20 protein-coding genes are annotated in these 26,916 nt (G+C 62.3%); 5 read left to right on the forward strand and 15 right to left on the reverse strand.

The window, feature by feature from the left end; translation table 11 throughout:
- Positions 1-73: 73 nt before the first annotated feature.
- The 5 genes from P3T22_RS00400 (at position 74) to P3T22_RS00420 (ending at position 5,194) form a co-directional block, all read left to right on the forward strand.
- Positions 74-325, forward strand: coding sequence for a hypothetical protein (locus tag P3T22_RS00400; protein ID WP_007178686.1), 252 nt, complete (start codon positions 74-76; stop codon positions 323-325).
- Between the two features lie 344 nt (positions 326-669).
- Positions 670-1,662 carry a DedA family protein/thiosulfate sulfurtransferase GlpE gene (locus P3T22_RS00405; protein ID WP_063498187.1) on the forward strand — a complete coding sequence of 331 codons (993 nt, stop codon included), beginning with the start codon at positions 670-672 and terminating at the stop codon, positions 1,660-1,662.
- Between the two features lie 93 nt (positions 1,663-1,755).
- Positions 1,756-3,468: an FAD-dependent oxidoreductase gene (locus tag P3T22_RS00410; protein WP_063498186.1), complete on the forward strand. Its 1,713-nt coding sequence runs from the start codon at positions 1,756-1,758 to the stop codon at positions 3,466-3,468.
- 130 nt (positions 3,469-3,598) lie between these two features.
- Entirely contained in the window at positions 3,599-3,880 is a 282-nt protein-coding gene (locus P3T22_RS00415; RefSeq protein WP_429323906.1) for a hypothetical protein, read from the forward strand.
- Positions 3,881-3,970: 90 nt separating this feature from the next.
- Positions 3,971-5,194, forward strand: coding sequence for a winged helix-turn-helix domain-containing protein (locus P3T22_RS00420; protein ID WP_429323907.1), 1,224 nt, complete (start codon positions 3,971-3,973; stop codon positions 5,192-5,194).
- Between the two features lie 98 nt (positions 5,195-5,292).
- Here P3T22_RS00420 and P3T22_RS00425 read toward each other — a convergent pair whose 3' ends face one another.
- From P3T22_RS00425 to P3T22_RS00495, 15 genes are all read right to left on the reverse strand, one after another.
- The gene (locus P3T22_RS00425) at positions 5,293-5,550 is read right to left on the reverse strand and encodes a hypothetical protein (RefSeq protein WP_063498183.1); all 258 of its coding nucleotides are present in this window, start codon (positions 5,548-5,550) and stop codon (positions 5,293-5,295) included.
- A gap of 130 nt (positions 5,551-5,680) precedes the next feature.
- A complete protein-coding gene (locus P3T22_RS00430; RefSeq protein WP_420488528.1) occupies positions 5,681-7,726 on the reverse strand; it encodes a hypothetical protein in 2,046 nt (681 codons plus the stop codon).
- A 393-nt stretch (positions 7,727-8,119) separates the two neighbouring features.
- Positions 8,120-8,731: a type VI secretion system lipoprotein TssJ gene (tssJ, locus tag P3T22_RS00435; protein WP_429323908.1), complete on the reverse strand. Its 612-nt coding sequence runs from the start codon at positions 8,729-8,731 to the stop codon at positions 8,120-8,122.
- 42 nt (positions 8,732-8,773) lie between these two features.
- Positions 8,774-9,853: a type VI secretion system baseplate subunit TssG gene (tssG, locus tag P3T22_RS00440; protein ID WP_429324162.1), complete on the reverse strand. Its 1,080-nt coding sequence runs from the start codon at positions 9,851-9,853 to the stop codon at positions 8,774-8,776.
- An 89-nt stretch (positions 9,854-9,942) separates the two neighbouring features.
- Entirely contained in the window at positions 9,943-11,742 is a 1,800-nt protein-coding gene (tssF, locus tag P3T22_RS00445) for a type VI secretion system baseplate subunit TssF (RefSeq protein ID WP_429323909.1), read from the reverse strand.
- A 38-nt stretch (positions 11,743-11,780) separates the two neighbouring features.
- A complete protein-coding gene (gene tssA / locus P3T22_RS00450) occupies positions 11,781-13,358 on the reverse strand; it encodes a type VI secretion system protein TssA (protein WP_429323910.1) in 1,578 nt (525 codons plus the stop codon).
- 25 nt (positions 13,359-13,383) lie between these two features.
- Positions 13,384-17,103, reverse strand: a complete 3,720-nt coding sequence (locus P3T22_RS00455; protein ID WP_429323911.1) for an ImcF-related family protein — start codon at positions 17,101-17,103, stop codon at positions 13,384-13,386.
- The gene (locus P3T22_RS00460) at positions 17,096-18,379 is read right to left on the reverse strand and encodes a hypothetical protein (protein ID WP_429323912.1); all 1,284 of its coding nucleotides are present in this window, start codon (positions 18,377-18,379) and stop codon (positions 17,096-17,098) included. The genes P3T22_RS00455 and P3T22_RS00460 overlap by 8 nt, the downstream gene beginning before the upstream one ends.
- Positions 18,380-18,388: 9 nt before the next feature.
- Positions 18,389-18,643, reverse strand: a complete 255-nt coding sequence (locus P3T22_RS00465) for a PAAR domain-containing protein (protein WP_429323913.1) — start codon at positions 18,641-18,643, stop codon at positions 18,389-18,391.
- Between the two features lie 55 nt (positions 18,644-18,698).
- Positions 18,699-20,957: a hypothetical protein gene (locus tag P3T22_RS00470; protein WP_429323914.1), complete on the reverse strand. Its 2,259-nt coding sequence runs from the start codon at positions 20,955-20,957 to the stop codon at positions 18,699-18,701.
- On the reverse strand, positions 20,950-21,756 hold the full coding sequence (locus tag P3T22_RS00475; RefSeq protein ID WP_063498176.1) for a DUF3304 domain-containing protein: 807 nt from the start codon (positions 21,754-21,756) through the stop codon (positions 20,950-20,952). The genes P3T22_RS00470 and P3T22_RS00475 overlap by 8 nt, the downstream gene beginning before the upstream one ends.
- Positions 21,757-21,860: 104 nt before the next feature.
- On the reverse strand, positions 21,861-22,667 hold the full coding sequence (locus tag P3T22_RS00480; protein WP_429323915.1) for a hypothetical protein: 807 nt from the start codon (positions 22,665-22,667) through the stop codon (positions 21,861-21,863).
- A 105-nt stretch (positions 22,668-22,772) separates the two neighbouring features.
- Entirely contained in the window at positions 22,773-23,561 is a 789-nt protein-coding gene (locus tag P3T22_RS00485; RefSeq protein WP_429323916.1) for a hypothetical protein, read from the reverse strand.
- Between the two features lie 2 nt (positions 23,562-23,563).
- The gene (locus tag P3T22_RS00490; RefSeq protein ID WP_429323917.1) at positions 23,564-24,520 is read right to left on the reverse strand and encodes a DUF4123 domain-containing protein; all 957 of its coding nucleotides are present in this window, start codon (positions 24,518-24,520) and stop codon (positions 23,564-23,566) included.
- Positions 24,520-26,916 (reverse strand): type VI secretion system Vgr family protein, encoded by a 2,397-nt coding sequence (locus P3T22_RS00495; RefSeq protein WP_429323918.1) that lies wholly within the window; start codon positions 26,914-26,916, stop codon positions 24,520-24,522. The genes P3T22_RS00490 and P3T22_RS00495 overlap by 1 nt, the downstream gene beginning before the upstream one ends.

Consider the following 26,916-nt stretch of genomic DNA (forward strand, 5'->3'; position numbering starts at 1 on the left):
ATGCGACCGTCGTTGCGGGGAGTCGCGTTAAACTGGCAATGGTTCGATCAACAACGGCACAAGGACAACCTCGATGCGCACTACCGGGTCCTCCGGGTCAATGGCCCTGCTCACCGAATACGACGACGCAACGGCGCGCGAACTCCGCTCGCTGCGCCTCGAATCGACAGAAGACGGCAAAGGCATTCTTCTGATCGAGGTCGACGAGCGCAAACCAGGCATTCACCGCGAAGTGCGCTACGAAATCACGCCCGCCGAACTGATTGCGGCGATTCGCGCGCATGGCGCGGAGTTGCCGGGCGAACAGCACAATCATCGCCAGTAAAGCTGCCGCGCCCGGCATTGCGCTCACACGCGAATGCCGTGTGCCGCCCCTGCACCGCCAGCTTGGGTTCGCATACCATACTGTAGAACGTCTTACGGGCGCCCGTAGGACGTTACTCGACCACTGGCTTGCCGCCTAGGCTTCAATCCGTTTCGCTTTGTTCCATTCGCGCTGCTAATCCGCGCCTTCAGTCCATCGGGCACACCGCAGTCCCGCTTTTAACACCCGAATAACGGGCCGATTTCCCTGACGTTTGCACGTCTTGAAAATGCGTCCATAATCCTTACATTCTCCGTTGATATCCCTACCTGAGCCGCGCTCGAAAGGGCTGCGGATGTAAGCCGATGCTACATGATCTCGTCGAGCAATATGGACCGGCGCTCGTCTTCGTCAACGTGCTGGCCGCCTCACTCGGGCTGCCGGTGCCGGCGATGCCGTCGCTCGTGCTGTTCGGGGCGATGGCGGCCATGCATCCCGGCTCGGTGGGCACGCAGCTGATGCCAGTGCTTGTGTTGTCGATCTTCGCCACGCTGATCGGCGACAGCGCCTGGTATCTCGCCGGCCGAATGTACGGCGGCAATACGCTGAAAGCGATTTGCCGTCTGTCTCTGTCACGCGACACCTGTGTAAAGAAGACCGAACGCTTTTTCGGCCGCTGGGGCGTGCGCGTACTGACAGTGGCGAAGTTCGTGCCGGGCTTGTCGATCGTGTCGATTCCGATGGCCGGCGCAATGGGCGCGCGCTACCGCACGTTTCTCACTTACGACAGCATCGGCGCCGCCTTGTGGTCGGGTACCGGTTTGATCATCGGCGCCTTGTTCGCCCGGCAGATCGACATGCTGTTCGCCATGGCCGGACGCCTCGGCCGCACGGCCGCGCTGGTGGCCGTCGCGTTGCTGCTGCTGTATGCGGCCTATCGCTGGATTCGCCGGCGCCAGCTGATTGCCAAGCTCGCGACCCAGCGCATCGAAGTCGACGAGTTGGCGGCGCTGGTCGCGGCCGGCAAAGCGCCGGTAGTGTTCGATATCCGCTCGGCGGAAAAGCGCGCGCTCGACCCGTTCGTGATTCCGGGCTCGCAATTCGCCGACGAGCGGCAGCTCGATGAAATCGTCGCGACGTACCCGCACAATCAGAAAGTGGTGATTTACTGTTCGTGCCCAAATGAAATATCCGCGGCATGGATGGCCAAACAGATGAACGAAGCCGGATTCGCCGACGTGCTGCCGTTGCGTGGCGGCATGGAAGCCTGGCGCGATTCGGGCAAAACGGTGGACGCGCTGCCCGGCACACCGCCGCCCGACGTGGCGGTCGACGATATCGCACCGAAGGCCGTGTAGCGCAGCAGCGCATTCACATCGGCGCCCTCGCGCGCCCGCGCCGCTTCGCCCCCCGTGCCTGTCAATCAGGATGAACACAGAAGGAGCGGTTCAATGCTGTCGACTCAAGAAGCAGAAGGGCAACAGGCCGTCGTCGCCGACGCGCCGTTTTCGTCGCTTGCGACGCGCATGCATCAGATGTTCCCCGAACTCACGTGTGCAGAAATCGATCGCCTGCGCCGGTTCAGCGAAGTGAGCCACTGGGAAGCCGGTGAACTGCTGTTCGAGACCGGCCACACCGGTGCGGGCATGTTCGTGCTGTTGAATGGGCGCGTGAAGGTTTACCAGCGCGATGGCATCGGCCGCGAAGTTGTGATTGCAGAACATGGCGCCAGGCATTTTCTCGCTGAAGTCGGTCAACTGTCCGGGCGGCCTGCGCTGGTCAACGGCATGGCCGTCAACTCGGTCGACGCTTTGCTGATTCCGCCGGACAAGCTGCGCGCGCTGATCGTCGCCGAGGCCGAACTGGGCGAGCGCATCATGCGCGCGCTGATCCTGCGGCGCGTGTCACTGATCGAGAAGGGCGCGGGCGGCCCAATCCTGATTGGCAACAGCGGCGACGCCGGGCTCGTGATGCTGCAAGGCTTCCTGTCGCGCAACGGGCATCCTCATTCGGTCATCGACGAACGCGACGAAGACGCGCTGCGGCTGATCGAGCAATTCGGCGCGCAAAAAGACGACATGCCGCTGGTGATCTGCCCGGACGGCTCGGTGCTGCGTCATCCAAGCATGCCGGAACTCGCCACCTCCCTCGGCTTGCTGCCCGATCTCGACGATTCGCATGTGTACGATGTCGCGATCGTCGGCGCGGGGCCGGCCGGCCTCGCTACTGCCGTGTACGCGGCGTCCGAAGGCCTCTCGGTCATCGTGCTCGACGCCCGCGCGCCGGGCGGCCAGGCGGGCGCCAGTGCGCGGATCGAAAACTATCTCGGCTTTCCGACCGGCATTTCCGGTCAGGCGCTGGCGGGCCGCGCGTTCGTGCAGGCGCAGAAGTTCGGCGCGCACGTCGCGATTCCGGTCCATGTGAAGGCACTGCATTGCGCGGACTCGCCATATCGGCTGGAGCTCAAGTGCGGCGGCAAGATCACTGCCCGCACCATCGTGATCGCGAGCGGCGCGGTCTATCGGCGCCCCGCGCTCGAAGGGCTCGACCGCTTCGATGGGCGCGGCGTCTACTACTGGGCGTCGCCGGTCGAAGCCAAGCTGTGCAAACGCCAGGAAATCGTGCTCGTAGGCGGCGGCAATTCGGCGGGCCAGGCGATCGTCTATCTGGCGACGCACGCGGCCAAGGTCCACGTGCTGATCCGCCGAAGCGGCTTTGAAGCCACCATGTCGCGCTATCTGATCGACCGCATCCGCTCGCTGCCGAACGTGTTCGTGCACTCGAATTCGGAGGTCGGCCGGCTCGAGGCGGACGAAATCGGGCTGGCCTCGGTCGTGTTGAAGAAGCCGCTACCGGACGGCACCGAAAGCTTCGATACGCGGCATCTGTTCCTTTTCACCGGCGCGGAGCCGAATACCGACTGGCTGCGCACCTGCGGCGTACAGCTGGACGACAAGGGCTTCGTGCTGACCGGCGCCAGCGTGGATGGCGCATCCGTCTGCGATCTCGCTACGACTGTGGAGGGCGTGTATGCGATCGGCGACGCGCGCGCCGGCTCGACGAAACGCGTCGCGGCGGCAGTCGGAGAAGGCGCGGCGGTGGTCGCGCAGATCCATCAGTTGCTGGCGGTCTCGGCGGGAGAAGCGGTGGCTTTGGGGGCCTGAGCGCCCCCCTCGGGTAATCTGCTGTTACACACGCGGTCAACTGGTTGCACCTGCCTTGCTTTCTGTATCGTAATATTTGCGTTAGCCATTCGACAGTGAATGGCAGGCTATTTCGAAACAGGAGACAAGCATGATCCAACGTGCGATCGTTTTCGCCGCCTTCGGCCTTGCCGCCGCCTGCGCATCGACCTCTGCCTCGGCCCGGGTGGACGTCGGCGTGTTCGTCAACATGCCGGGGCCCGTGTATGCCCCGCCGCCCGTGGTTTATGCGCCCTCGCCGCCGGTCGTGTATGTGCCAGTGCAACCCGCGTATGGCTATGGGTATCGCGGCGATTACTACCGCGAGTATCGCGAGCGCCATGACCATGGCCGCCACCGCGGCTGGGATAAGCACCACAGGCGCGACTGGTGAGGCTACAGTAGCGGCTGCTGATCCTGGCCGGACCTCGTGTCCGCTTTCATTGCAGTCGCTCATTAACCTGAGCCCGTAACCGACGTCCGCGTGAAGACTCTTTCGCTATCCGCCGCGCGCACCCTGCATCTGGCCGCGCAAGGTTTGCTGACGCCCCCGCGCCGCAAGGCCGTCAAAGCCGACGTGCTCGACGCGATCCGCCGCATGGCGCAATTGCAGATCGACACGATCCACGTTGTCGCGCGCAGTCCGTATCTCGTGCTGTTCAGCCGGCTCGGCACGTATCCGCAGCAATGGCTAGACGAGCATCTCGCCGAAGGCAAGCTGTTCGAATACTGGTCGCATGAGGCCTGTTTCGTGCCGACCGAAGACTACGGCCTGCTGCGCCACCGTATGCTCGACCCGAGCGGCATGGGCTGGAAATACGCGGCCGAGTGGCACAAGAAGCATCGCAAGGACATTGAGACGCTGCTCGCGCATATCCGTGCGACCGGCCCCGTGCGTTCAGCGGACTTCGCCCGCGAGGCGGGCAAGGGCAACGGCTGGTGGGACTGGAAGCCGGAGAAGCGCCACCTGGAAGTTCTATTCGCAATCGGACAACTGATGGTGGCCGAGCGGCGCAATTTTCATCGCGTCTATGATTTGACCGAACGCGTGTTACCGGACTGGGACGACGCGCGCGACCTGCCGCCGCGGGAAACGGTCACCGAGGAAGCGTTGCGCCGGACCTGCCGCGCGCTCGGCGTCGTGCGCGCCGATTGGGTTGCCGATTACTACCGGCTGCCGCGCCGTCCCTATCGCGACGAACTGCGTGCGCTCGCCGACCAGGGCGAACTGATCCCGGTGCAGGTGGAAGGCTGGAAGCAGGACACCTTCGTCCATTACGAATTCGCGCCGATGATCGACGCCGCCGCGGGTGGCAAGCTCGCTTCAACCGTCACCACGGTGCTGTCGCCGTTCGATCCGGTGGTATGGGACCGCAAGCGCGCCGCCGCGCTCTTCGACTTCGACTATGCGATCGAATGCTATACCCCGGCAGCGAAGCGCAAATACGGCTACTTCGTGTTGCCGCTTTTGAGCCGGGGGCGCCTGGTGGGCCGCGTGGATGCGAAAGCGCATCGGACCAGCGGCGTGTTCGAACTGAAATCGCTGCACATCGAACCCGGCGTGCGACTCAGTGCGAGGCTTGCCGGCGATCTGCGCCGCGCTCTGCAGCGCTGTGCGGATTGGCACGGCACACCGCAACTGGAAATCGCAGCCGCGCCGCCGGAATGGCTTGAGGCGTTGAGCTTGGACAGCAGTCAGGAAGCGTGACTGCTCCGCCCCAGACGCTTTCTTAATGGAGCGCCGCGCGAAACGCGACGGCGATTGCGATGCGAACTACGCCGCCCGCGGGCGGCGCGGGATTGCCTTCAGTGCTCCAGCTTCGCGCGCAATTCGCGAGCGGCTTCCAACAGCCCTTCGTAACCCGAACGGGCGTGCTCCGGCAGATCGGGATCGCCGACGAACGCGCCGAGCGTTTCGATCAGGCTATACAGAATGCCCTTTGCGGCACCCGAAGCGATGCTGCCGGACGATACCTGCTGATTCACGTGACTGAGCGCGGCGTCGAGGTGTTCCAGGTCGGGCCGGTCGCCCGTGGGTGGCTGAGGCGTTACGTCTTGCGTCATGATGAAACTTCTCTCCTGTCCCATGCATCGGTAAACAAAGCTATCCTTTCATGTTGTTATATACCGATCGTGCGCTGCCGTCCATTGGTGATCGGACCCAGCGCGATCCACCTGATCCACCTGATCCACGTTAAGGCGTCCATCGATACATCAGGATTTTCGCGCGTGCGTCGTCTTCCAGCAGGACGACGTATTCGCCATTGTCGCGCTGCACCGCGCTGATGCCGAGGTAAACATCCACCCAGCCGCTGGTGTTGCCGACGCTCGCACCCGGCGTCATATAGCCGATCGCCTGACCGGTACGCGTGTCGTACACATCCACCTTCGCGGTGTACAACTCGGCCACGAAAATGTAATTACCGGCTACCGCGACGCCGACCGTCGTCGTCTGCGGATTGCTCTGCGTGTTCCAAGGCAACGAGATCGAGTATTGCTGCGTCGGCGTGCCGGTGCTCCAGTTGTCATAGCGCGCGAGCACCGGGCCCGCCTCCTTCCAGTGCGTCGGATCCCATGGGATCGCGCTCGTAAAACCGGTTATGTACATTGTGTCGGTTGCGGCGATATAGACGATCCGCGCAATCCGCGTGAACGGTTGCGGCATCGCGAACATCTTCGAACTCGCGTACGTGTAGATCGGATTGCCGGCCGAGTCGAGACCCTGCAGCGGCATCTCGCGGATCCCGCTCGTCGGTGTGGCGAGCCACACGTTGCCGGGTGTATCGACCCACCAGAAGCCGTTGCCGACCGTGCTGCCCGTCGACGGATTGCCGGTGATCTCGCTCGCGTCGACGGTGCCGTTGCCATTGCTGTCGCGCCACAGCCATTCGCCATACGTCGGCTGCCCAGCGGGCCACGAGCCCGGCAGCGGATTTTGCGCCAGCAAACCGGACGGAATCGCCACTTCGCCATGCGCCGCGTCGAAGCGATACACATTCAGGTAATGCGCGCCGGGATCGAGTGTGTAGAGATAGCGCCTACCGTCGATTCGCCGCACCATCGGTTCGCCGCGCACGCCACGCGGCTCGTGAAATGCCGGATCGTCGGGATAGTCGAAACGGTCGAGCGTGAAGCCCGCGTACGACCATTCTTGGCCGACCGGCCGGCGGTAATCGAGCGTGAAGCGCTTCGAGCCGGTGTAGACCGAATTCGGCGTCGCCGGATCGAACGCGGCGCTATCGACAAAGGTCAGTCCGTACAGGCGCCAGTTGAAGGCATGCGTGCCGAGCACATAGCTTTCGAGCACGGCCCCCTGGCCGACCGACGCCGAGCCGAGCGGCCGCGGACCTTCGCCATTCTGCGCGACGTACAGATTGCCGGCCGGATCGACACCAAGGCCTGTGATGCCATTGAAGCGCCAGTTGCCCGGTACACCCTTGACCATATGGAAGAGGCCATCGCGTGTGCCGATCGGCGCAACGGCTCGCGGCTGACCGCCGGCATGCCTGTCGAAGACGAGGATCTGCTGCGCCGGCCCGTTGTCGGCGACCAGGATTTGCCCTGACGGTGCGATGGCGATATCGGTCGGCACCGTGCCGGCGGGCAACGCCAATGTGCCGGAGAGCGCGGCGCCATCGGCGGCGTAATGCAGAATGCTTAGGTTTCCCGACGAGACACCGCTTATCACCCACAGCGTCGAATCGGTGTCCAACGCGATTCGCCCTGGCGAGGGCACATTCCATGAACGCAGGCGCCGCATCGATGCGGCATCGAGCACGACGATCCGGCTGTTGTACGTATCGGCGACATACAGTTCGGTATCGGTAGCGGCCATCCCGCGAATCCCCGCATCGGTGCCAGTCGTCACCGCGTTCAGTCGCAGAAAACTGTTCCTGCTCGCATTGGCGCTATTGCCCCTGCCGCCGTCGAACGGCGCACCGGTCGCAAGATTGGCGAGCGTGCGGCGCGTAATGCCGAACCACGTCTGGTTGGCCGGCGGATAGTCCGCGCCGACCAGTCCGTTGCTCTCGTTGCCGATCGACATCGCCGCGTACAGGTAAGTATGGTTTGTCGCGACCGCATCGCCGCCGGTATTGCCCCAACCGTGCGTCGAGCCGGCGACTGCAATTTTGCCGCCCGCGCGATACGCGGCAATCTCGCTGCCGCTTTCGTCCCAGGGTGCATTGGTGTACACGGTGCCATCGGCGCCGACGCTAATCGCCTGGATGTCCTGCTGCATCCACTTGCCGTCGCCAAAGCCGAAACTGTTGCCGATCCATGAGGTGGTGTAAGTCAGTTGCGTTTGCGCGAGCGCGCTTTGCGATACGAAACTGTGAAGGAGAAGAACAGCGACGCCGATGCGGGAGACAAATTTCACGACGGTATTTCCTTGCGAGATGCGAAGCGCGCACGGCCGGCGTGTCGGGCGCGCTGTCGCGTGTATGCGGACCGGTTAACGATCGCGCATACGTGAACGTTGGCTTTTTATCCTCGCATAGAAAGGACGGAAATTAATTCACAAAAAATTCGCGGTAAATAGTCGATCGTCTAAACCATTCGACGCGCATAAACATGCGTGGCGATGGCGATGGTGATGGCGATGTTCGGAGTCGTAGCTTGGGCCACTTGCGGATCATCCTGTCTGTGTCCCATATTCCGTCACCGTATCCGGCGTTTTCTTCGGTGGGTTCGGCACACTCTGCTGCGGCTCGTTCTGCTTAATCGCTTCTGCCGTCGCCCCAACGAGTTGCAGGGTGTTGCCCTGTACTTCGATCTTCACCGGATCGGTCTTCTTCCACTGCTTCTTGGGTATGACCAACTTCCACGTCGCCCCCTTGCCGACTTCCCGGAAAAATGCGACCACACCGACATACTCCGCGTCGCTGTTCATCGGCTCGCCAATACTTGCGCTGGCATCGGGCCGCAGCACGACGTCTTTGGTTGCCAGCAGATCCGCCTTGAGTGCGTCAATGTCACTCGTTTGCAGTTGCGCATAGCCGAGTTGCTGGAACGTTTGTGGCGATTTCAGCTGGTAAATCCGCACGACGGTCGACAAGGATTGCCCGGCGCCATTCGGATTGATCGACGACCGGCTGACAAGATCCACATTCATCGTTTTGACCTGCGTCGTGAACGCCCATTTCGCCGCATCCACCGTGCTGTCTTTCATAGACTGCCCTACGCCACATGCTGTGACGGCAAGAACGGTCAACGCCGTGGCGCCCATTCGAAGTACGCGCATCATTCTGTTAATCCTCTTCATATTCAATATCCGCGATTTGCCGCGTCAGTGCGTTCGGCACTGTTGAGCAGCGTATCGGCCACTGCCTCCTGTCCACTCGCCCAGGTGGACTCGTGTGACAGGCAGGTGCTGGTTTGGGCTACGAGGCAACGCAAGCTGGGTGGTATAACCGAGACTGACCTGGTCCGAGTTCAGTACCTGCTCGGGCATGAGCTCGGGACGGACGTGCAGTTCCAGTCGCGCGCATGCTTCGTAACCCAGGTAAAAACGCAGCAACGCCATCACTTCACGATGGTTCGCACGCCCTGGAATCAGCCCGAGTACCGATTCACGCGTCTGCGGGGTGATGACGATGCGCACCGTGTTGGCCCGGTCGTAAAACCCGCGGCCAAGCAGGCAGCCCTCGCCAAGCGGGCTGCGCGGGTAGTCTGCCGCGCCGATCCACGCGGGGTAAAACTCTTCCACCGTGATTTGCGCATCCGGTACCGCATGCTGCAACACGCCTGCCAGCCCCTCGGCGGTGCGGGTCTTCTGACTCACCAAACCCAGCATCGACAGCAGCTTGCGAGTGTCGACGACCAACGGAAGTCCCTGTGGGGCGCCCACAGGATGTCCCCGTGGGGCGACCGCGGCAAGTCCCTGCGCCCCGGAAGCATTTCCCTGTGACAGTGAGGCGGTCCGTGCGATCGCTGGTGACGCCATGCCAAGGCCGGCGAAACTCAGCAGGCAACGCGAAATGGCATCTGTGCCGTCTTTCCTGAAACCGGCCGGATATCGATACTTGCGCCACACGCGGTAGTACTGCGTGACGACCCGGTGATGGAACATGTCGAGGAACGCCGCCATCGACTCGGCACCCTCGCGATTCTGCGCAATCTCGTCGACGAAGTACGACGGCATGCATGCATCGACACCGTACAGCCCAAGGAAGGTCGTGCGTACGGCGGGCGGCGTCGCCGGGTTATCCGGGTCGTATTCGACCGCATCGATTTCGCGGTTCGGAAAACCGAGTCGCGCACGGGAGCGGAAACGCACCGGCTCGACACCAGGCGAATCGGTCGTACCGATGGACGGCCGATCCGGGGCGGCAAGTTCGATCAACTCGCAGAAGCGGAAGAAATTCATCTTTGTCGCGTCGACGAGCAGCGCGGGCAGCAGCGACCGGTCTGCGTAGTGAGCGAAGTCCCGCTCAGAGACGTTCCAGTGCGGCCCGTTCAAAATGGCGCTCCTTCACCTTTCGTATCGGGCCACTCGATGCGGCGCCCAGTGGGCTGCGATACGACGACTAGCCTGGTGTACAGGTTCAGCGTCGCGTACAGGCCAAGAAAGCGACTCAGCATGCCGCCGAACAACTCAATATCGCCATCGCCGGCGAAGGCGGCACTGTCGAGCGTCACTTCGATCTCGACACCGCGTTGCAGACCGCCCTTGACGAGTTTCTGCAAAAGCCGGTGTTGTACGTCGGTGATCGCATCGATCCTGCGCCGGTTCAATTCACCGTCGGTCCAGTCATAGAGTGCAAGACTGCCGCGCAAGATTTCCGCATCGAGCAGCGACAGGTAGTTAGGCGCCAGATGCGACAGGACACGCCACTGGAAGCGATCGCCAGTCGGCGGATACACAGGCAGGGTGGGCGCGGTCAGATTGCGCACCGCGCCGATGTTCGTGAAGCCCCCGCGCATGCGGTCGATGCCTGCTTCGCGCAGCCCTTTGCGCGGCAGCGTGCCGTTCGTGCCGGTGACGGATAGTGACAGCGTTTCCTTCGGCAGCGTGTCCTGATGTTCCCACGCATGACCGCCCAGTATGACCCATGTGTCAAAGCGCCCGGATGGGCCGCGCCGCGCGCGCGTATGGAAATACCGTTCCGGCATTTCATGGCGAAGCATGCCGCCGCGGTGCCGGAACGCGGCGAACGGCGCATACTCGAAGCGCTGGCCGGTGCCGGACTCGAAGCCACGGACCGTGTCCACCGAATACACGTCGATATGGTCGCCGCGTTCTTTGAGCGCTTGTACACGGTATTCGGTCTCATGCTGGGTTGCGCTGATCGGCTCCGCTTCCAGTGCGAACAGGTTGACGATCGGCGTGCAGAACAGGCGCACATGGTCGGCGGAGAAACGCATGTCGTCCGGATATGGCTTTGTCAGCACCACTTCGACGTCGAAGTATTCCGCGCTCCGAGGAATCGCGTGCATATCGAGTCCGACGATGTCGACGAACATAAACTTTTCGGGGAACGTAAAGTACTCGAGTAGCAGCTGGTAGCCGCCGAACGCGTTATCGGCCTTTGGCCACAAGCGTTCGTCTGCTGCGAACCCAGCAGCCTCGATACGCAGGCCGGGCATCGGCTGCGGCATACCGGGCCTGTGCTCCGGATAGCCGGGCACGCGCACCTGCGTCGCTAGCGGTTCTGCTGTGAGCGCCGCATACAACGCGAGCGCCACGGGTCTGTCAGCGTTCAGGAAAAGGCGCAGGCGCGGCACCTCCAACTGTTCGCGCCGTGCCTGCTGCTGCAGTTCGAGCCGCAAACGGATCACCGAGCGGCCATCCTCGCGCGTGTAGGCGCCTGCTTCGGCCAGCTGCAGCGGATACAGGTCGACCGCCTGGGTCGTCCGGTAAATGCATTCGACGCGGTCACCGCCAATCGGCGCCGACATCACCTCGAGGCCCGGCTCCAGCGTTTCATGCCTTTGCAGCGCGCCTTCCGTCGGCTGCAGTTCGAGAATCGACAGCGACGGAATCATGCGCAGATAGTGTGGCCACAACATGCTGACGAGGCCTTCGGTCAACTCCGGCAGTTCGTCGTCGAGCTTGTGGCGCAAGCGGCCCATCAGGAACGCAAAGCCTTCAAAGAGACGTTCGACGTGCGGATCGCGCTCGCCGATGCGGTCAATGTTGAGCATGCGCGCGCGGTCTGGAAATGCTTGCGCGAATTCTTTGCCAGCCTCGCGCAGGTAGCGCATTTCCGCCTCGTAATAGCGGAGGAAGTCGTTGTCTTTGGTGGGATTGTTCATGGGCTGATTTTTTGATATCGGATGGCGCGTGCGATCACTCAGGCGAGCGTCACAGTTCTGGCGGGGTCGATGGCAGTCAGTTCGCCCAGCAGGACGTCGATGCGTTGTGCGAGGGCGGATCTGTCCGCGTCCTTGCGGTTCGCGCGAATCTTCAGGAGACGCAGCAGGTGCTGCTTGGCTTCGAAGGCCAGCGACGGCTCCCAGACCGAGAGCTGGAAGCGCTGCGCTGCGGCGTCGAGCGCCGACAGCAGGTGCAGCGTCGTATCCGGCCGTTCGGCGCGCTCGGCCACGCGCGCCATGACCAGCTGCCGGACGAACCGATCGCGTTCACCCTCCTGCGCGGGTAAGCATTGCAGCCATGCGAGCGCGGCATCGAGCCCCTGCTGAGCGGCCAGATCGGAGGCCTGCGCTTCGGTTTCGGCCCAGTCCGTATGCGTGGAAGAAACGCTCACAGGCGCGACGGCCTCGCCCCGTTCGACATCGCGCACGGTGGCGTAACGCGCGATCCATTCGAGCGTGGCATCGTCGGCGAAGGGCGAGCCGTCGGAGAACGCGAGGTGGTCAAGGCCCGGCAAACGTTCCAGCATCAGCGCGCAGTCGGTCGCCACCAGCTCGCGGATCGGCGCATACTCGCCGCCTGCCTGCTCTTGCGCAACGAACGCGTAATACTGCAGGTCGAGCCAGAAATGGTTCGCGCCCTCCGCAAACGCTGCCTCGACGCGGTCGAGTAGTTCCGGCCATTGCTTTTGCAGCATCAACCGTTTGAGATGCGCGCGCAGCTCGGCGCGTGGCGCGACCAGTCGCGTCTTGCCGCTCGCTTCATGGGGCGGCACTTCGGTCAACGTATCCCAGCGCACACATCGCATCAGACGGTAGGCCGCCAGATAGCCCTGCGGCTGCTCGCGCAGAAACTGCGCCATCTGGCGCGCGCGATCGAGCAAGTCCCGCGTGGATGAAACTTCGGTCGCCGCCGGTAGAGCGGCCGCGAGCGGTGCCGCGGCCGGCGACGTGTCCGGGCGAGCAGGTTCCGACGCTGGCGGCATCTCCATGCGTCCCTCGAAGCGGCGGAACAGCGGGCTCAGTTCAGGTCGTGCGGCTTCGGGCCACGAAGCGGCATGCTCCGAGATCAGCGCGAGCGCCGACAGCGTGCGTTCGAGCAGCGTGTCGGTAAGGCCTTGCACCCTGTCGAGCCGGTCCGCAAACGTGTTGCCCGCGAGCCATTCGAATGCGGCCTTGCGGGCCTCGGCGCGCGCCGGCAACAGGGCATCGCCGAAACGGTCGATCAACGCCGACAGCAGTTCGAAGCCTGACGCCACGCCTTCGGCGCCATCGCGACGCATGCGCCCATAGACGTAGTAGACGGCAACGCGCACGTCCTTGGCCGTGTGTTTCAGCAAGCGCTCGGCAGTGTCGACGATCAACGTATCGTCCACCTCGGAAAGCTTCGCGACTTCGTCCTTGAGGGCGAGAAAGTCGTCGTCATAGCCGGGGTCGGTGCCGGCCGGCGCGGCATCGCCGAACGGCTGCAACCAGTCGTCCCAGCGCCCCTGCGTCGAACGTGCGAGGTCTGATGGCGTGCGTGTGCCGAACAGCGCATTAAGAAGTTTGGTGAACATGGTCATGACCCGGTCGAAGCAGGTTTCATAGCGGTGACATGCCGCCAGGCAGCGGCGTTTCGGCGTGCTTCGCCGCGTCGAGCATCGCCCGTGGCAAGGGCGGCGGGCCGTCGGCGCGCGCGTTCGGTTTCGCTGCTGCTCGTGCCGCACCCGGATTCCTGGCCACGAAGATGCGCGGAGGCAACACGAACCCCCTGAGCGCAAGCAGTTCGAGCGGGCCCTTCCCTGCGTCGGTGCGCATCATGTAACTCAGGGGGTAGGGGAGGTCCGCCGAGGTCGGCGTCAACGGTCCGTGCGCCGTCAAAGGGGTGCTGCCCCTGGCCTCGTCCCATTGATCGTCTTCGGCATTGGTGGCGTTCGTCGCCACAGCCGCGCTGGCCGCACTGGCCGCAGGTGGCGCCGGAGCCGGCCGGTTCGGCTGCGCCGGTTTGAGCGGCTGCGTGTCGGCGCTGCCTTGCCAGGTCAGCTGATACGTTGCGCTGTCGATCGGCTCGACCCGTGCCCGCTCCAGCATCCGCACCAGTGCCCAGCGTCCGCCAAACTCGAAGTTCTTGCTGGTACCGGCTCTCTCCGTTTGCCATTCCAGCCGCGTACCGACGTCCTGGGGACTATTCGACGGCCATGTCAGCGCCTGCCACGTCTCCTGCTGGTTGTAGTAGTGCAGCTTCTGGCTATCGAGCGTCAGCAGGGTATCGGTAACGCCGGGTGCCGGTACCGGCTTGAACTCGAAGCGGTATTGCGGCTCGCCCTGCAAGAGCAGATGCCCGGCGATGCGCTGCAACGTGTTCACCGCTTTCAGGAACGCCGGATCGAACGCCAGAGCCTGGCTGCCCGTGGTCGCCGGCATCCATTGATCACCCTGCAACTCGAGCACACCCGCCAGTTGCGCAGCGAGGAAGGTGGCAATCAGCCCGCCTTGCGGACGCAGGAAGCGCGCGAGCTCGGGCAGCGACGCATCGTTATCCGTGTTCGCAAAGGGATACCGTCCGGCGAACGAGCGGTTCCATGTCGCCACGATCGCTTGTCGCCACGCATCGTTCAGGCTTGCCTGCGCCGGTTGCAGGACCGTCTGCGTGGCCTGGGTGACCGGCCGCACGAACAGCGCATCGCCCATGCCCGCCCATTGGACACCGAGGCTTGCGGCAATCAGCTGTGCGTAGGCCTGCGTATCGGCCAGCGCCGAACCCTTGCCCTGGAACAGCGACTGCGCGACCCGCTTCGCCTCGGCCTCGGCGTCGGGGCTGTCGCTGATCTGCTGCAGCTTCAGGCGCAAACTGGTAACCCGGTCCATGAAGCGTTGCAGGCTCAGGTCGCCGTTTGCCGCTGCGCCGGCATTGCCCTGCACACCCGGTGCTATCACGCGCAGCACCGGGCCGAACGACGCGCCAAGCGGACCCGCGGGATCAGGCCTCGCGATCGCCAGCGTGTCAGCTTTGCCGCCGAACATGTTCTGCGCTTTCGTCACCAGCGTGTCGGACAGCGATTCCGTCAGCGCGCCGGCGCCGCCCTGATACTCGAGCGACTTCATCAGCGCGATGACGGGCGACTGCCGTGCATCGGCCATCAGCTTGAGCTGTTCGATCGCGGACGGCAGCGTGGGAGCAGGCTCCCATTGCAGCGTGTTCATGAAGCCCTGCCAGTGTTCCGCGTAGTCGGTGAAGTAGCGGTTGAGCAAGTCCGCTTTCATGCTGTCGGCCGATTGCGCGGCTTGGGCGGCTTGCGGGCCTGTGTTTTGCCCACTGTTCTGGCCGCTGCTCCGGTCATGCTGGCCACTCGGTCTATCGGTCAGCACCCAGTCGTGCGCCACCTTGCTGCGCTTTGCGGCTTCATCGATGGCGGGCGCTATGGTGCCTTCGTACGCCTGACGAGTGAAGACACCGGGCACCGTGGCCGTCGAGCGGATCAGGCCGCGTGTATCCGTGCCGGCCGTGAGCGACGCGAGCGTCTGGTTCGGGTATTTGTTGCCCACCGCATCCAGGATGCTCTGGTAAATCGTGTCCTCGGAGTTCTTCACGCCGATCACCGCAAGCAACGTCTGGCGCGAGGCGTTGACAAGGTCGGGGCTTGGCTGGATGCGCCAGTCCGGATGCGCCTTCAGGTGTTGCGCGTAAAAGCCGAGCAAGCGTTCTGACAGATCGAGTTTCTCGCCGCTCGCGAGGCGGGCATCCGGGTTCCAGTAGCGCGGCAGCAGCGGTGTCATGAACGCGGCGTCGGCGCGGCCCGGATCAGCCATCATCAGGTACGTCTTGAGCGCCTTGTGGCCGTCGAGCGCGAGGCGGCTGGTCTGGTCGTCGAGCTGGGCGGTCTGCATCTGGCCGAGGTCGGCCAATTGTGCTTCCAGGTTCTGCTGGAGCGGCGTCAGCAAGACGCGTTTGCTCGCCTCGGCGTAGGAAGTCCACAGGGCCGCGAGTACATCCCGATCATGGTTCAGGCCGAAGCGCGTCAGGAGCGGCGCATGGTGCTGCGTGCGGTATTCGTACAGATCGATTCGCTGTTGCAGGGCAAGCAACGCTCGCAGCCGGGCGGCGGAATCCGTGGCCGTGCTGTTGATCCGGACAGCCTGCGCCGTGATATGCAGATCGCGCGCGTTCGAGAGGCCAGAGACCAGCATGCCTGCGGTCCACACACCGATTGTGGTCAAGGCGCACAGGGTGAACACCGTGACTGGGTGCCAGCCGGTGCGGCGGCCAGTTGCACCACGAGATGCTTCGCCGAGGTAGTGCCACAGTGGCAGATCTACGCTGCTTGCGCCGTCATCGTCGTCGCCGGTGGTCAGCGGAAACGGTGCGAAGAACGCGCCGCTGACGGGCTGGTGGCGCGAGCGTTCGGCTAACCCTGCAATCCAGCTGGCTAATGGCGCGCTGCGTGTATCGAGGCGTTCGGAGAGTTTCGCTGCATAGTCGTCGCGGCGGTTGCTGCCGAGTTGCGCGACGCTGCGATCGGCGAGGCGATCGCGCAGGGTAAGCAACGCGGCTTCAATTGAGGCAGCACTGGCTGTGCGGGGGAATTCGCAGCCAACGACCGGCGTGGCGCCTGGGGCGACCTCGTCGGTCTGCGCGATGTCGAGCACGAAAACGGGCGCGGACCAGTGCAGCGCCTCGGCGATGCGTGCGAGGTTGATGCTGTGGGCGCTCGTGCCGCGGCGTTGCGTGGGCAGGTCTGCCGTGCCGTCGAGCGTCAGCACGACCGCATCGACTGGGCGGCGGCGGCGCAGTGTGGCCAGTTGCTTCAGCCAGCTCTCATCAGGGCGGCCATCGGGACCGGCTTTACTCCATAGCAGCACGGCGTCCTGTGTAACCAGCCAGCTTCGTTCAGCCCGTTCCGGCAGCAGGCGCCCGATCGCCGAGTCGTCGCCAGTCAAAAGCAGCCACGGCTGCCGATAGCGCCAGCGCAAGCCGTGCTCGTCTCGAAGATGCTCACGCAGACGCTGGAGCGCATCCGACCTGCCCTTCGATTGCGCACCGGCATCCTTGGGTGCCAGCAGCCCCTGCGTGGTCCCCGTGAGGCGCTCGACGTTCCAGTGCAGTAGCCTGCTCAAGCGCCGAGCCGCGTCCGCCTCCTCACGTCTCGGCTCGAAGCCGAAGTAAAGCGTGATGATGACGAGGCACGCGCAAAGGGCAATGATCGCCAAAGTCCTTTTCGTTTCGGTATCTAGCCGGAACAGATCTCCTTTGAACCAGATCAGGCCGCCGGCAGCGATCGCAACGAGCAGATACGAAAACACTTCTACACGGAATTTAGGCATCTTTTTGCCTGTCTTGCTGCATGTGATTTTCTGCCGGCGCGAGAACCGCGAGCAGGATCCGCCCCTCGCTCTGAACTCCCGCGATGTACGGCGCGGCGCACGCATTGGCCCGACCGAGTGCGAGCACCGTCGCGAGCCACGATGCAGTTGGCCCCGTGTTGCCGGCAAGCGTCTCGAGTGCGAAGTCGGACGACGCCCCGTTGCCTGAGCGGCCCGCCGCTTGCAGTCCGATGCGCAACTGCGCCGCGCTACGTTCGTCGAATCCGGTCTGAATCGTGCCCCCCACCGCGGCGCCTGCCGTGCCTCCCCACTTCAGCGCGTAGTGCAATACGCCTCCGGGCTGGATACTCGTGTCCACCTGCGGGCGATGCAGCCAGCCGGCTACGGGAAGCTGCTCCGTGCGCGCGAGTGCAGCTGGACAGAGCAGTATCATGGCTGCCGCCTCGGCACTACCGGGTTCAGGATCGGCTGTGCGAAGCCGATTCAGCGTCACGCTGATCAGTAACGTCACGACGTCGCGTTGCACGGGGTTTGCACGATCGAGGATCGTGTCGGCGAGCCACGGGCCGCCGCTGGGCTCGATCACGGGTTGCACGTTCAGGCGTTCCGGCCATACACGCGCGGCTATTCGTTGCCAGATCGCCTGAATGGCTTCGCCCGAAAGCACGGCACTGTTGATGTCCAGGTAAACCTCAACCGGAACCCGCGCCGGGACCGCGTCCAGCCCCTCCGCCACAGCCGGAGCAAACGAGTGCAGGATCCAGCCGAGTACGATGCCCTGGCGCTCCTCGTCGTCGAACGTCAACGCCGCCGCCACGGGCTCGAGGCAACTCGCGACAATCATTTCGTGCGAATCCCTTGCCTGGCGCGTTGGCGGTTTTGCACTGCGCGCGACAATCGCTTCGAAGGTGTTTTCCTGCTCGTCGGCGTGCAGGCGGTATCCGGCAGCAAGCACGGCGAGCGGCACGCTGGCCACCTCGAACACCGTGTCGGCGTAGACCTTGCTGAGCCTGTTGTGGGTAAGCGCCTCGCTCCGTCGTTTGTAAAAATGCGAAAAGCGCCGCAAAACGATTGCTCCCGACAGACACACGGGAATCACAACGACACAGAACCAGAACCACACCGTCTGCGTCTTCTCATTGCGCGGCCATGACCAGAGCGCAAAAGCAACGCCGCACAAAGCCAGCACAACGAAGACAATCGACGAGAGAAACGGCGACGGCGCTTTGTCGGGAACCGGATACTCAGGCGGCAGCAACGAGAAGTTCACGGCCATCCGGGTAACCTACCGCGATCCGCTGTTGGGCAACGACGAGATCAGTGCGCAGCCGCACTCACACAGATAACCGTCCTCGGCCACTTCAAGCTCACCGTCACGAACATTCGGATTGCCCTCCGCAATACGGTTCGGACCGTGTACATCGCAGCGCACAGGGTCCGTGCGCCGGGCCAGTGCGCGGCCCACGAACATACGCGAACCACCACGCAGGACTTCTCCCCCGCGGCTCAGCCTATCGCCTTCTCTCACCACACCTGTCATTCCGTTTCTCCTTGATTCACTCTGGCAACCCTCGCCGCCTGTTGCCCGTTTTCATTCAGGAACCTGCAGCCGCTCGCGTATTGGCCTTATTGGCCTCTCTCAATAGCTCATCCACGCGCTGCGCATTGCGCTCATCTTCAGCACGCTGTTTCGCTTCCTTTTCCAAGTCGCTCTTTCCGAACGTATCCGTCGCCCGCGTCTGGAAGTACAGCGTGGATGACAGAACGTGGTCGTGCCAGCTGGTCAGCATCGTGTCGTGCACCAGCAGGTCGAAAAGCGCCATGACCTGCGGAGGAAGGGGCTTCTTGCCACTGGCGCCCTCCTGCCATGCCCCGACAAGCGCGACCTGCTCGGGGGTGAGCATCTCCTGCCTGACGATGCCTTCGGCCGCGCCCGTAATGTCCGGGTCGTAAGGAAGATCCATGCTCGTATCGCGGGACTGGACACGTTTGAGCCTCGCTTCCAGTTCGGGCTGCCTGGACATGCGCTTGACCAGGTCGGCCGATTCGCGGTCAATGCGCTCCCAGACGTGCACCACCGGTCTCGCCAGGGCCTCGTCGGTCGGAATCAGATCTTGCTGCCGGCGCGCTTCGAGTTGCTTGTAGCGAGCAAGCAGGCTCTCGAAGCTGGCGCGGTTCGCGGGCTTGCTGCGTTCGCTTTCCGGCAGGCTTTCCAGCCGTTCGTGCTCGATACGCAGTTTCTGTTGGGTATCGGCTTTCTCGGCCAGCAACGCCCGCCAATCGGCCAGCTTCTGCTCGGCAGGGGCGGTGATCGAGGCGCGGAATGCGGGATCCTGATAGCGTACTGCGAGCCAGCGCAGGAACACCTGCATGTGGGCCTGGAAGTTGAGGCCTTTGTCGCGCGGCACCAGTGCGCGGTAGGCGGCAATCAGGTCGGGGAGCTTGTAGGAGGCCTTGCCGTCGGAGATGGGGGAGGCGAGGGTGAATTTATCGTAGGTTCGAGGTTTGTACTTGCTGAGATCTTCCATCATGTCCACCGCTGCGCCGGCCATCAGTGCCTCGTTCAACATGTCACGCAGCGCAACGCGCTGGAGTTCCGCGCGAAATCCCATCGCCCCCTCCGGCGCGCCGCCCGTGATGTCTTCGCTGGTGCCCGGATACAGGTACTGGTCGCCACGTGTCTTCTCGAGGCTGTCGAGCCGCTGATAGAAGCGCAATTCGTGCGCGGCGGCGAAATGAACGCACTTCTGGACGGCCTGTGGCACACCCAGAGGCCGGTCGCCATAGTTCTGCTTGATCATGTTCACCAGCGGCAAGAAGTCGAGCAGCTTGTTCTCGGCCATAATCGACGACACCGCGTCGAGCAGGCCAAGAAACCGGATCTCGATCGCGTCGCCTTCAATTGCGAGATCGTCATCCCGGCGCCGCTTGTACCGGCGCACCAGTTCGTTGACGAACACACGCGCCAGCACGGCACCGCGATCGGCGCCGAACACGGAGACCTCGATGCGCTGCACCGTGGACATCTTTGCCTTCGCATCGCGATACGCCGCCTCGAACTGCTTGAGCGCCGCGTGAAGCCGGTCCTCAACGCCGGTACCAAACAAGCTCGAAACCGCCGCGTTGTCGCGTACCTGTGGAATCGAATCCATCGCGACGCCGACAAATACACCCTTCGCCACTGACCAGCCGGCCTTGAGCGGGTTCTTCTTCAGGTCAAACAGTGTGGCCCGAACCGCCGCCTTCCCACGCGTCACCCAGCGGTCGTCCCACGCCATCGTCAGCACGCGGCCAACCTTGGCCGGGGCCTTCTTCGCTTCAGCAACCAGTTCGGCGTATGCCTTGGCTACCGGCCGCAACGACATTTCGTCCAATGCCTCCAGCGCTGCGCTCTTCGCGGCTTTTCCGGGTGCATTTTTGAGGTCCAGCACCTTGTCGACCCCGACGACTTTCTGCGCAGTGGATTTCGCCGAGTTCGCTGCTGATTTGCCTACTGCGGTTGCCGTCTTTACAGCTGCGGAGATAATCTCGTTGTTGGCCGCGTCTTTGTTCAGTTCCGTGCCCAGACCGGAATAGTAGAAGGGATACCAGAACTGGTTGAGCATCTTTTGACGCCGTGTGTCGCGCATGTCGCGGTGTGCTTCCCACAGCCGGCAAATATTCGAATAGCGCGACGTCGACGGGTCGTCATGGTCACGATTGCGGCCAAACCCGTCGAAGAAGAAACCCATCTTGATGACTGCACCGCATGGAATACAGTCGTCCTTCTTGTACGGCTTGTGCGCTGCGAGTATTCCGTCGAGCACCTTCAAAGGTGTCCTGTCGGACGGATCGAGTTGCGTGGGATCACCCATGTTTAGCTCCGGTCGGGACGTGTTCGAATTTGTCGCTCTTTAATTCCGTGACTATTGCGGCCGGCAGTTTTTCCATCGCCGCGCCGAACGCGCCGGGTTTGTCCTTTGTTTCAGCCAATATCTTCTGAACAGCTGGATGTTCATCGAACCTGGAATTGACCACCATCGCGTAGTACACGTACCAGCGCAGATCCCGTTTATCGGTGAGGCGGTACTTCATCCATCCACCCGCTGCAATACGGGCGGTCTGTCTGAACACCACCGCGTCATCAAGCCCTTTCGGATTGATCTGTTTGCCATAGGTCCGGTCCAACCATCCCCAGATCTCGTCGTACTCAATTCGCGTACCACTCAGGTCACGCCGGAACTCGAACTCGATGTGATCGTCCGGGTAGAAGTGCAGGCCGAGGATGCGTTCACCGGCTCCACCGGCGACTTTGGTAGGAGGAAGATGAACCCGGGTGATTTTATGAATATCCTGAATGGGTTGTTGCGCGTGGATAGCCTTGATCGCAAGGTCAGCGTCGTAGACATACCAATCGACCGTGAAATCAGTTCCCTTCAGCTTGTAGCAGCAACTCAGGCGACCTTCACCCGACCCAGGCATCAAATCACCACCACCACCGGCCCTGTTACCGTACTTGTCGGTGATCACAAACCGGTCCAGGTTGTACGGCGTGTAGTTGAAGCCCTCGACGCTCAGCCCGCCATACGTCGGCTCGGACGAAAACGCATCGCACCCTCCGATGAGCGTCAACGAAAGTAATATCAGGCACAAAGCGTGTTTGTCTGTCTTCATTCTCGTTCTCATGTTCTGTAGCACGTCGACTGGGGCCGTCGGTCCTTCGCCGCCACTTCACGCCCGGCGGCGGCCATCTGACGTGGCGCCCCCCTTCCGAAAAATCAGCCATGGGTCGCTCCTGTCGGTGCGTGTTCGAATTTGTCGTTCTTTAATTCCATTACTATTGCCGCTGGCAGCGTCTCCATCGCAGCTCCGAACGCGCCAGGTCTATCCTTTGTTTCAGCCAATATTTTCTGAATGGCGGGATGTTTGTCGAAGTTCGGATTCACCAATAGCGTGTAGTAGACGTACTGTTCCAGATCCTGCGTATTCGTCAGGCGATAGCGAATCCAGCCCTCTGACGCTATTCGGGCCGTTCGGCGAAATGCAGCAGCGTCGTCCCCTGAATGCGGATCGGACGTCTTACCCTGTTTCTTGACCACCCAGTCATCAATCTCGGCGTAAAAAATGCGCGTGCCACTCAGGTCACGCCGGAACTCGAACTCGATGTGATCGTCCGGGTAGAAGTGCAGGCCGAGGATGCGTTCGCCGGCTCCGCCAGCGACTTTGGTAGGAGGAAGATGAACCTGGGTGATTTTATGAATATCCTGAATGGGTTGTTGCGCGTGGATAGCCTTGATCGCAAGGTCAGCGTCGTAGACATACCAATCGACCGTGAAATCAGTTCCCTTCAGCTTGTAGCAACAGCTCAGGCTTCCCTCACCTGATCCGGGCATCAGATCCCCCCCACCACCGGCCCTGTTGCCATATTTATCGGTGATCACAAACCGGTCCAGGTTGTACGGCGTGTAGTTGAAGCCCTCAATACTTAACCCGCCATACGTCGGCTCGGACGAAAACGCATCGCACCCTCCGATGAGCGTCAACGAAAGCAATATCAGGCACAAAGCGTGTTTGTCTGTCTTCATTCTCGTTCTCATGTTCTGTAGCACGTCGACTGGGGCCGTCTGTCCTTCGCCGTTACTTCACGCCCGGCGGCAGCCATCTGATGTGGCAAACCCGCTGCCGCATATTCATCCATGGGCCACTCCGGTCGGGACATGTTCGAATTTGTCGCTCTTTAATTCCGTGACTATTGCGGCTGGCAGTTTTTCCATCGCCGCGCCGAACGCGCCAGGGTTGTCCTTTGTTTCAGCCAATATCTTCTGAACAGCTGGATGTTCATCGAACCTGGAATTGACCACCATCGCGTAGTACACGTACCAGCGCAGATCCCGTTTATCGGTGAGGCGGTACTTCATCCATCCACCCGCTGCAATACGGGCGGTCTGTCTGAACACCACCGCGTCATCAAGCCCTTTCGGATTGATCTGTTTGCCATAGGTCCGGTCCAACCATCCCCAGATCTCGTCGTACTCAATTCGCGTACCACTCAGGTCACGCCGGAACTCGAACTCGATGTGATCGTCTGGGTAGAAGTGCAGGCCGAGGATGCGTTCGCCGGCTCCGCCTGGAACCTTCGTCGGAGGTAGATGAACTTCGGTAACCTTATGAATCATGTCGATAGGAGCGTAGGGATTTATCATCGCCTTGTCCTGGTCGTAGACATCCCATTTGACCGTAAAGTCAGTTCCCTTCAGCTTGTAGCAACAGCTCAGGCTGCCCTCACCGGACCCAGGCATCAGATCACCCCCACCACCGGCCCTGTTACCGTACTTGTCGGTGATCACAAACCGGTCCAGGTTATACGGCGTGTAGTTGAAGCCCTCGACGCTCAGGCCACCATACGTCGGCTCGGACGAAAACGCATCGCACCCAGCGATCAGCGTCAGCAACACCACGCAAAGCAATCCACGTTTCATAGTCACGTCGCCCGGCGCCCCGCATAGCCATCGCCAAGTGTCTCGTCGACCTGCGAAAGCACCTCCGCAAACGGAACCTCTCCGTACCTCGCGGACTCCAGCCCCTTCCTGATCAACGGATGTTCATCGAACCTCGGCGAGACAAAAAGCCCCTTTGCCACGTACTGAAGCATGTCCCCTTCATCGCGGACGCCGTAATGCGTTGCTCTTTCCACCTGCGTACGAACGGTCCGGTACAGGTCGTCCGGCGACAGGTGTTCGAGCAGACAGCCACAGAGTTCCGTGATCTGGATCACGACCTTATCGGCGTAGCCCAGAGAAAACAGCATCAGATGCTGCTCGTCAGTCAATGCGAATTCGGCGTTGCGCACTGGCTGTGACAGAACGTCGGCGCACCACGAACCATCCTCGCCCGAACGGTTGCGATACCAGATCTCGAACGCTACGGACGCAAAGCGCGTCCACTCCTCCGCCGTCCAGGTCAGGCGTAGGCGCTCGAGTATCCGGTTGTCGTAGAAATGCAGATAGAACGTACGCCGGTTCGCAAGCGTGTACTCGCAGTACGAGCGGAAATGTTCCGCGAGGTTGTCCAGTCCATGCGGCGACCAAATCCAGGTCAACATGAACTCGCGGTCCGAAAATTGCCAGAGGCGCTTGAGTAGTTGCTGGGGAACATCTGTGTCGGCGGCCCCGAGATCGACCTTGATCAACAGGGGCGCCACGTCCGCGAACGCCGCCAGGTCTGTCCTGTCCCAAAGGGCTTCAAACGCTATCGCATCAAGGCGTTGCAGCGCCACCCGCAAATCCGGCAGGCCGCGAGTATCGACGAGCGCATACAGGCAAGTCTGCAGATCGTTGAGTTCATGTTTGCGACGAGCGGCTTCGACACGAGACTGAAATTCGACCCACCTTGAATCCGCGTCCGGCGCGGCTGGCGGCTGTACGGTCGTGCTCATCATCAGGCCTTTTCAGTCATGGCTTCGACGCCGGTATGCGCAGTGAGCAGACACTGCCGGCAGACGCCCGCAGGCAGCGCAGGCAATGGCGGGGCCATGCTTGCGGGCCCCTGCCAATTGAAGTTGCCAGTCTTGAGCGTGATGCTGCCTGGGCACCCCAGTTCGATGTTGCCGCCGTCGAGCTTGATATAGGCACCCTGGCTGGACAGCGTCAACGCACCTGCCGAAACGGCATTGAGCTTGCCGTCGACGCTCGACAGAACCATGTCTTGCGAGGAGGCGAGTAGCATCTGGCCGGAGTGCGCTGCAGCGGAAAAGTCCGCTTTCGCAGCGACAAGCTTGATGCCCTGGTCCTGCGCGAAGATCGAGGCGCCTTGGCCTGCGGCGATCGTGACATGATTGCCGGCGCCGAGGTCCAGGTTCGAACGGGCCGTGGCTATCACATTGCCGTTTGCTGCAAGCTGGATACTTTCGGCAGTGGCAAGCGCGATGCCTGCCGGCGCGCTCAAAAGAATGACCGCCTGCTGCAATTTGAGAAGACGTTGTTCCATCAAGTCGCGCTGTCGCTCGACGTCTGCTAGCTGGACCCGCGCTGCGGCGGCGCATTCGTTCAAACGTTGCATCTGCGCCATTGCGTCGGAAAGAAGCCCTTTCGCCGGCTCCATATCCAGCTGCTGGCCGATCGCATTCGGCTGGTCGTCCGCGGAAATGAACAGCCCCTTGCCGCCCCGGATCGCACCGTACGCGGAGGTGCGCAGCTCGAAACCCTCACCGCGCTTCTTTCTCCTGCCGTCGACAATGTGCCCCAGCGTCAGCTGGCTCTTGCCTGAATGCTTGGTGGAAAGCTTGACGTGTTCCTCATTTTCCCAGTCCTCGAACTGGAGCTTGTTGTCGCCCTGCGTGTGCATCACGTTGCGCGAGAGCCAACGATCCTGACTCGTAACCAGATCCACCGCCTGGCTGTGATGGTGGAACGCCGCGATATACGGCTTGTCCGGATCACCGTCCCGGAATTCGATCACTGCCTCGGTGCCGTGCAGCGCGGGAAAGTGGAACCCCGTCTGCAGCGCGCCCGCAAAAGGTTTCGCGAGCCGCAGCGGCACACTTTCGCCGCCCGGATTCCACTCATCGAAGTCCAGGTCGAAGCGCACCGTGTAGTAGCCCTGCTGGGTCAGATACGCGTATTTGTAATGCCCGGGCGAAGTCACCCGCGCGCTCAGTGAGCCGGGAATCTTCGGCCATTGATCTTCTTCGAGCTTCAGGCGAAAGCGCCGGTCCGATGGAATCGCCTTGTATGCATTGCGATAGGCTTCGTCACGCGCCCCCCGATGCGTCACCTCGATGATCACCTGGCCATTCGGCGCGTCCTCTGCCCCAGGGGCATTTCCTTCAAGGTGCGGGACTTCCTGCGGGGCGTCCAGCGAATCCTCATCCATGCGCAGGATGCGCGCCGGCTGCAACGCCAGCACGTTGCTTTCGCCCTCATGGACGATCTGCCAGGCGATCGCCGCCTCGTGGCGCAGTTGCGCCTCCCACTGCGCGCCGTCCTGGTCCAGATGATGTGTACCGTAGACGTAAGGCTGGCCGTAGGTGGTCGTGTCTTTTCCGGCAACGTTCGCCTCGGCCCGGAATCGTTCCCACGCCCGGTCCGGGTTGTAGTCCGCTACGGCGAACGACTGCGGCACCGTCCGCGCATGGGTCTGCAGGGCGAACACCGCCTCGACGCCCGCCTCGAGCCCCGCCGTCTCCCGGCAGGGCACCGTCAGTTCCGGCTGATAGATGTAATGGTCGATGTCGTCGGCGAACACCACCACGTCGCCATGCTTGCCCTCGGTCACGTAGCTGTAGATGCCTTCTTTCTGCATCAACATCCGCACATAGGCGAGGTCTGCCGTCTGATACTGCATCCGGAACGCATGCTGCGGATACTGCCGGCGCAACCTGAAGGTGAACTGGTGCCCCTCGAAGCCATGCCGGCGCAGGATCGCTTCGATAATCTGCGGAGCGGTCTGGTGCTGGTAGATGCGGCTCGCACGCGTCATGTTCAGACGCGCGAGATGGGCCTCGACGACGATCTCATAGCGGCTGAAATCCTTTGTCTTCTTCGTTTTCGAAAAGCGCGTGATGCAACCGCAGAACTTGCGGAGCACAGCTTCATCGGGGGCAATCGAAAACACGGCGTCCTTGCCGAGATAGTCCGACCTCGAAAGACTGTCCGGATGCGTGAGGACGATCGTGATCCGGTACGGCTCGCCCATGCGCTCGGTCGCCTCAAACGACACGACCGACAAATCCTTCGCGTTCGCCGTGCCCGGCACGTCGAGGAAGTATGACTGCCTCCCTGTCATCGCCTTACGGCTATTTTCGTATTTTCCGACTCGCCTGTTCTGATCTGCCAT

Origin of the sequence: Paraburkholderia sp. GAS348 (assembly GCF_050434205.1) — a bacterium.
Classification (GTDB): Bacteria; Pseudomonadota; Gammaproteobacteria; order Burkholderiales; family Burkholderiaceae; genus Paraburkholderia.

Coding starts and splice junctions, on each gene's coding strand:
- P3T22_RS00400 (WP_007178686.1), top strand. CDS start 74: ATGCGCACTACCGGGTCCTCCGGGTCAATGGCCCTGCTCACCGAATAC.
- P3T22_RS00405 (WP_063498187.1), top strand. CDS start 670: ATGCTACATGATCTCGTCGAGCAATATGGACCGGCGCTCGTCTTCGTC.
- P3T22_RS00410 (WP_063498186.1), top strand. CDS start 1,756: ATGCTGTCGACTCAAGAAGCAGAAGGGCAACAGGCCGTCGTCGCCGAC.
- P3T22_RS00415 (WP_429323906.1), top strand. CDS start 3,599: ATGATCCAACGTGCGATCGTTTTCGCCGCCTTCGGCCTTGCCGCCGCC.
- P3T22_RS00425 (WP_063498183.1), bottom strand. CDS start 5,550: ATGACGCAAGACGTAACGCCTCAGCCACCCACGGGCGACCGGCCCGAC.
- P3T22_RS00430 (WP_420488528.1), bottom strand. CDS start 7,726: ATGCAGCAGGACATCCAGGCGATTAGCGTCGGCGCCGATGGCACCGTG.
- tssJ (WP_429323908.1), bottom strand. CDS start 8,731: ATGATGCGCGTACTTCGAATGGGCGCCACGGCGTTGACCGTTCTTGCC.
- tssG (WP_429324162.1), bottom strand. CDS start 9,853: ATGAATTTCTTCCGCTTCTGCGAGTTGATCGAACTTGCCGCCCCGGAT.
- tssF (WP_429323909.1), bottom strand. CDS start 11,742: ATGAACAATCCCACCAAAGACAACGACTTCCTCCGCTATTACGAGGCG.
- tssA (WP_429323910.1), bottom strand. CDS start 13,358: ATGTTCACCAAACTTCTTAATGCGCTGTTCGGCACACGCACGCCATCA.
- P3T22_RS00455 (WP_429323911.1), bottom strand. CDS start 17,103: ATGCCTAAATTCCGTGTAGAAGTGTTTTCGTATCTGCTCGTTGCGATC.
- P3T22_RS00460 (WP_429323912.1), bottom strand. CDS start 18,379: ATGGCCGTGAACTTCTCGTTGCTGCCGCCTGAGTATCCGGTTCCCGAC.
- P3T22_RS00465 (WP_429323913.1), bottom strand. CDS start 18,643: ATGACAGGTGTGGTGAGAGAAGGCGATAGGCTGAGCCGCGGGGGAGAA.
- P3T22_RS00470 (WP_429323914.1), bottom strand. CDS start 20,957: ATGGGTGATCCCACGCAACTCGATCCGTCCGACAGGACACCTTTGAAG.
- P3T22_RS00475 (WP_063498176.1), bottom strand. CDS start 21,756: ATGAAGACAGACAAACACGCTTTGTGCCTGATATTACTTTCGTTGACG.
- P3T22_RS00480 (WP_429323915.1), bottom strand. CDS start 22,667: ATGAAGACAGACAAACACGCTTTGTGCCTGATATTGCTTTCGTTGACG.
- P3T22_RS00485 (WP_429323916.1), bottom strand. CDS start 23,561: ATGAAACGTGGATTGCTTTGCGTGGTGTTGCTGACGCTGATCGCTGGG.
- P3T22_RS00490 (WP_429323917.1), bottom strand. CDS start 24,520: ATGATGAGCACGACCGTACAGCCGCCAGCCGCGCCGGACGCGGATTCA.
- P3T22_RS00495 (WP_429323918.1), bottom strand. CDS start 26,916: ATGGCAGATCAGAACAGGCGAGTCGGAAAATACGAAAATAGCCGTAAG.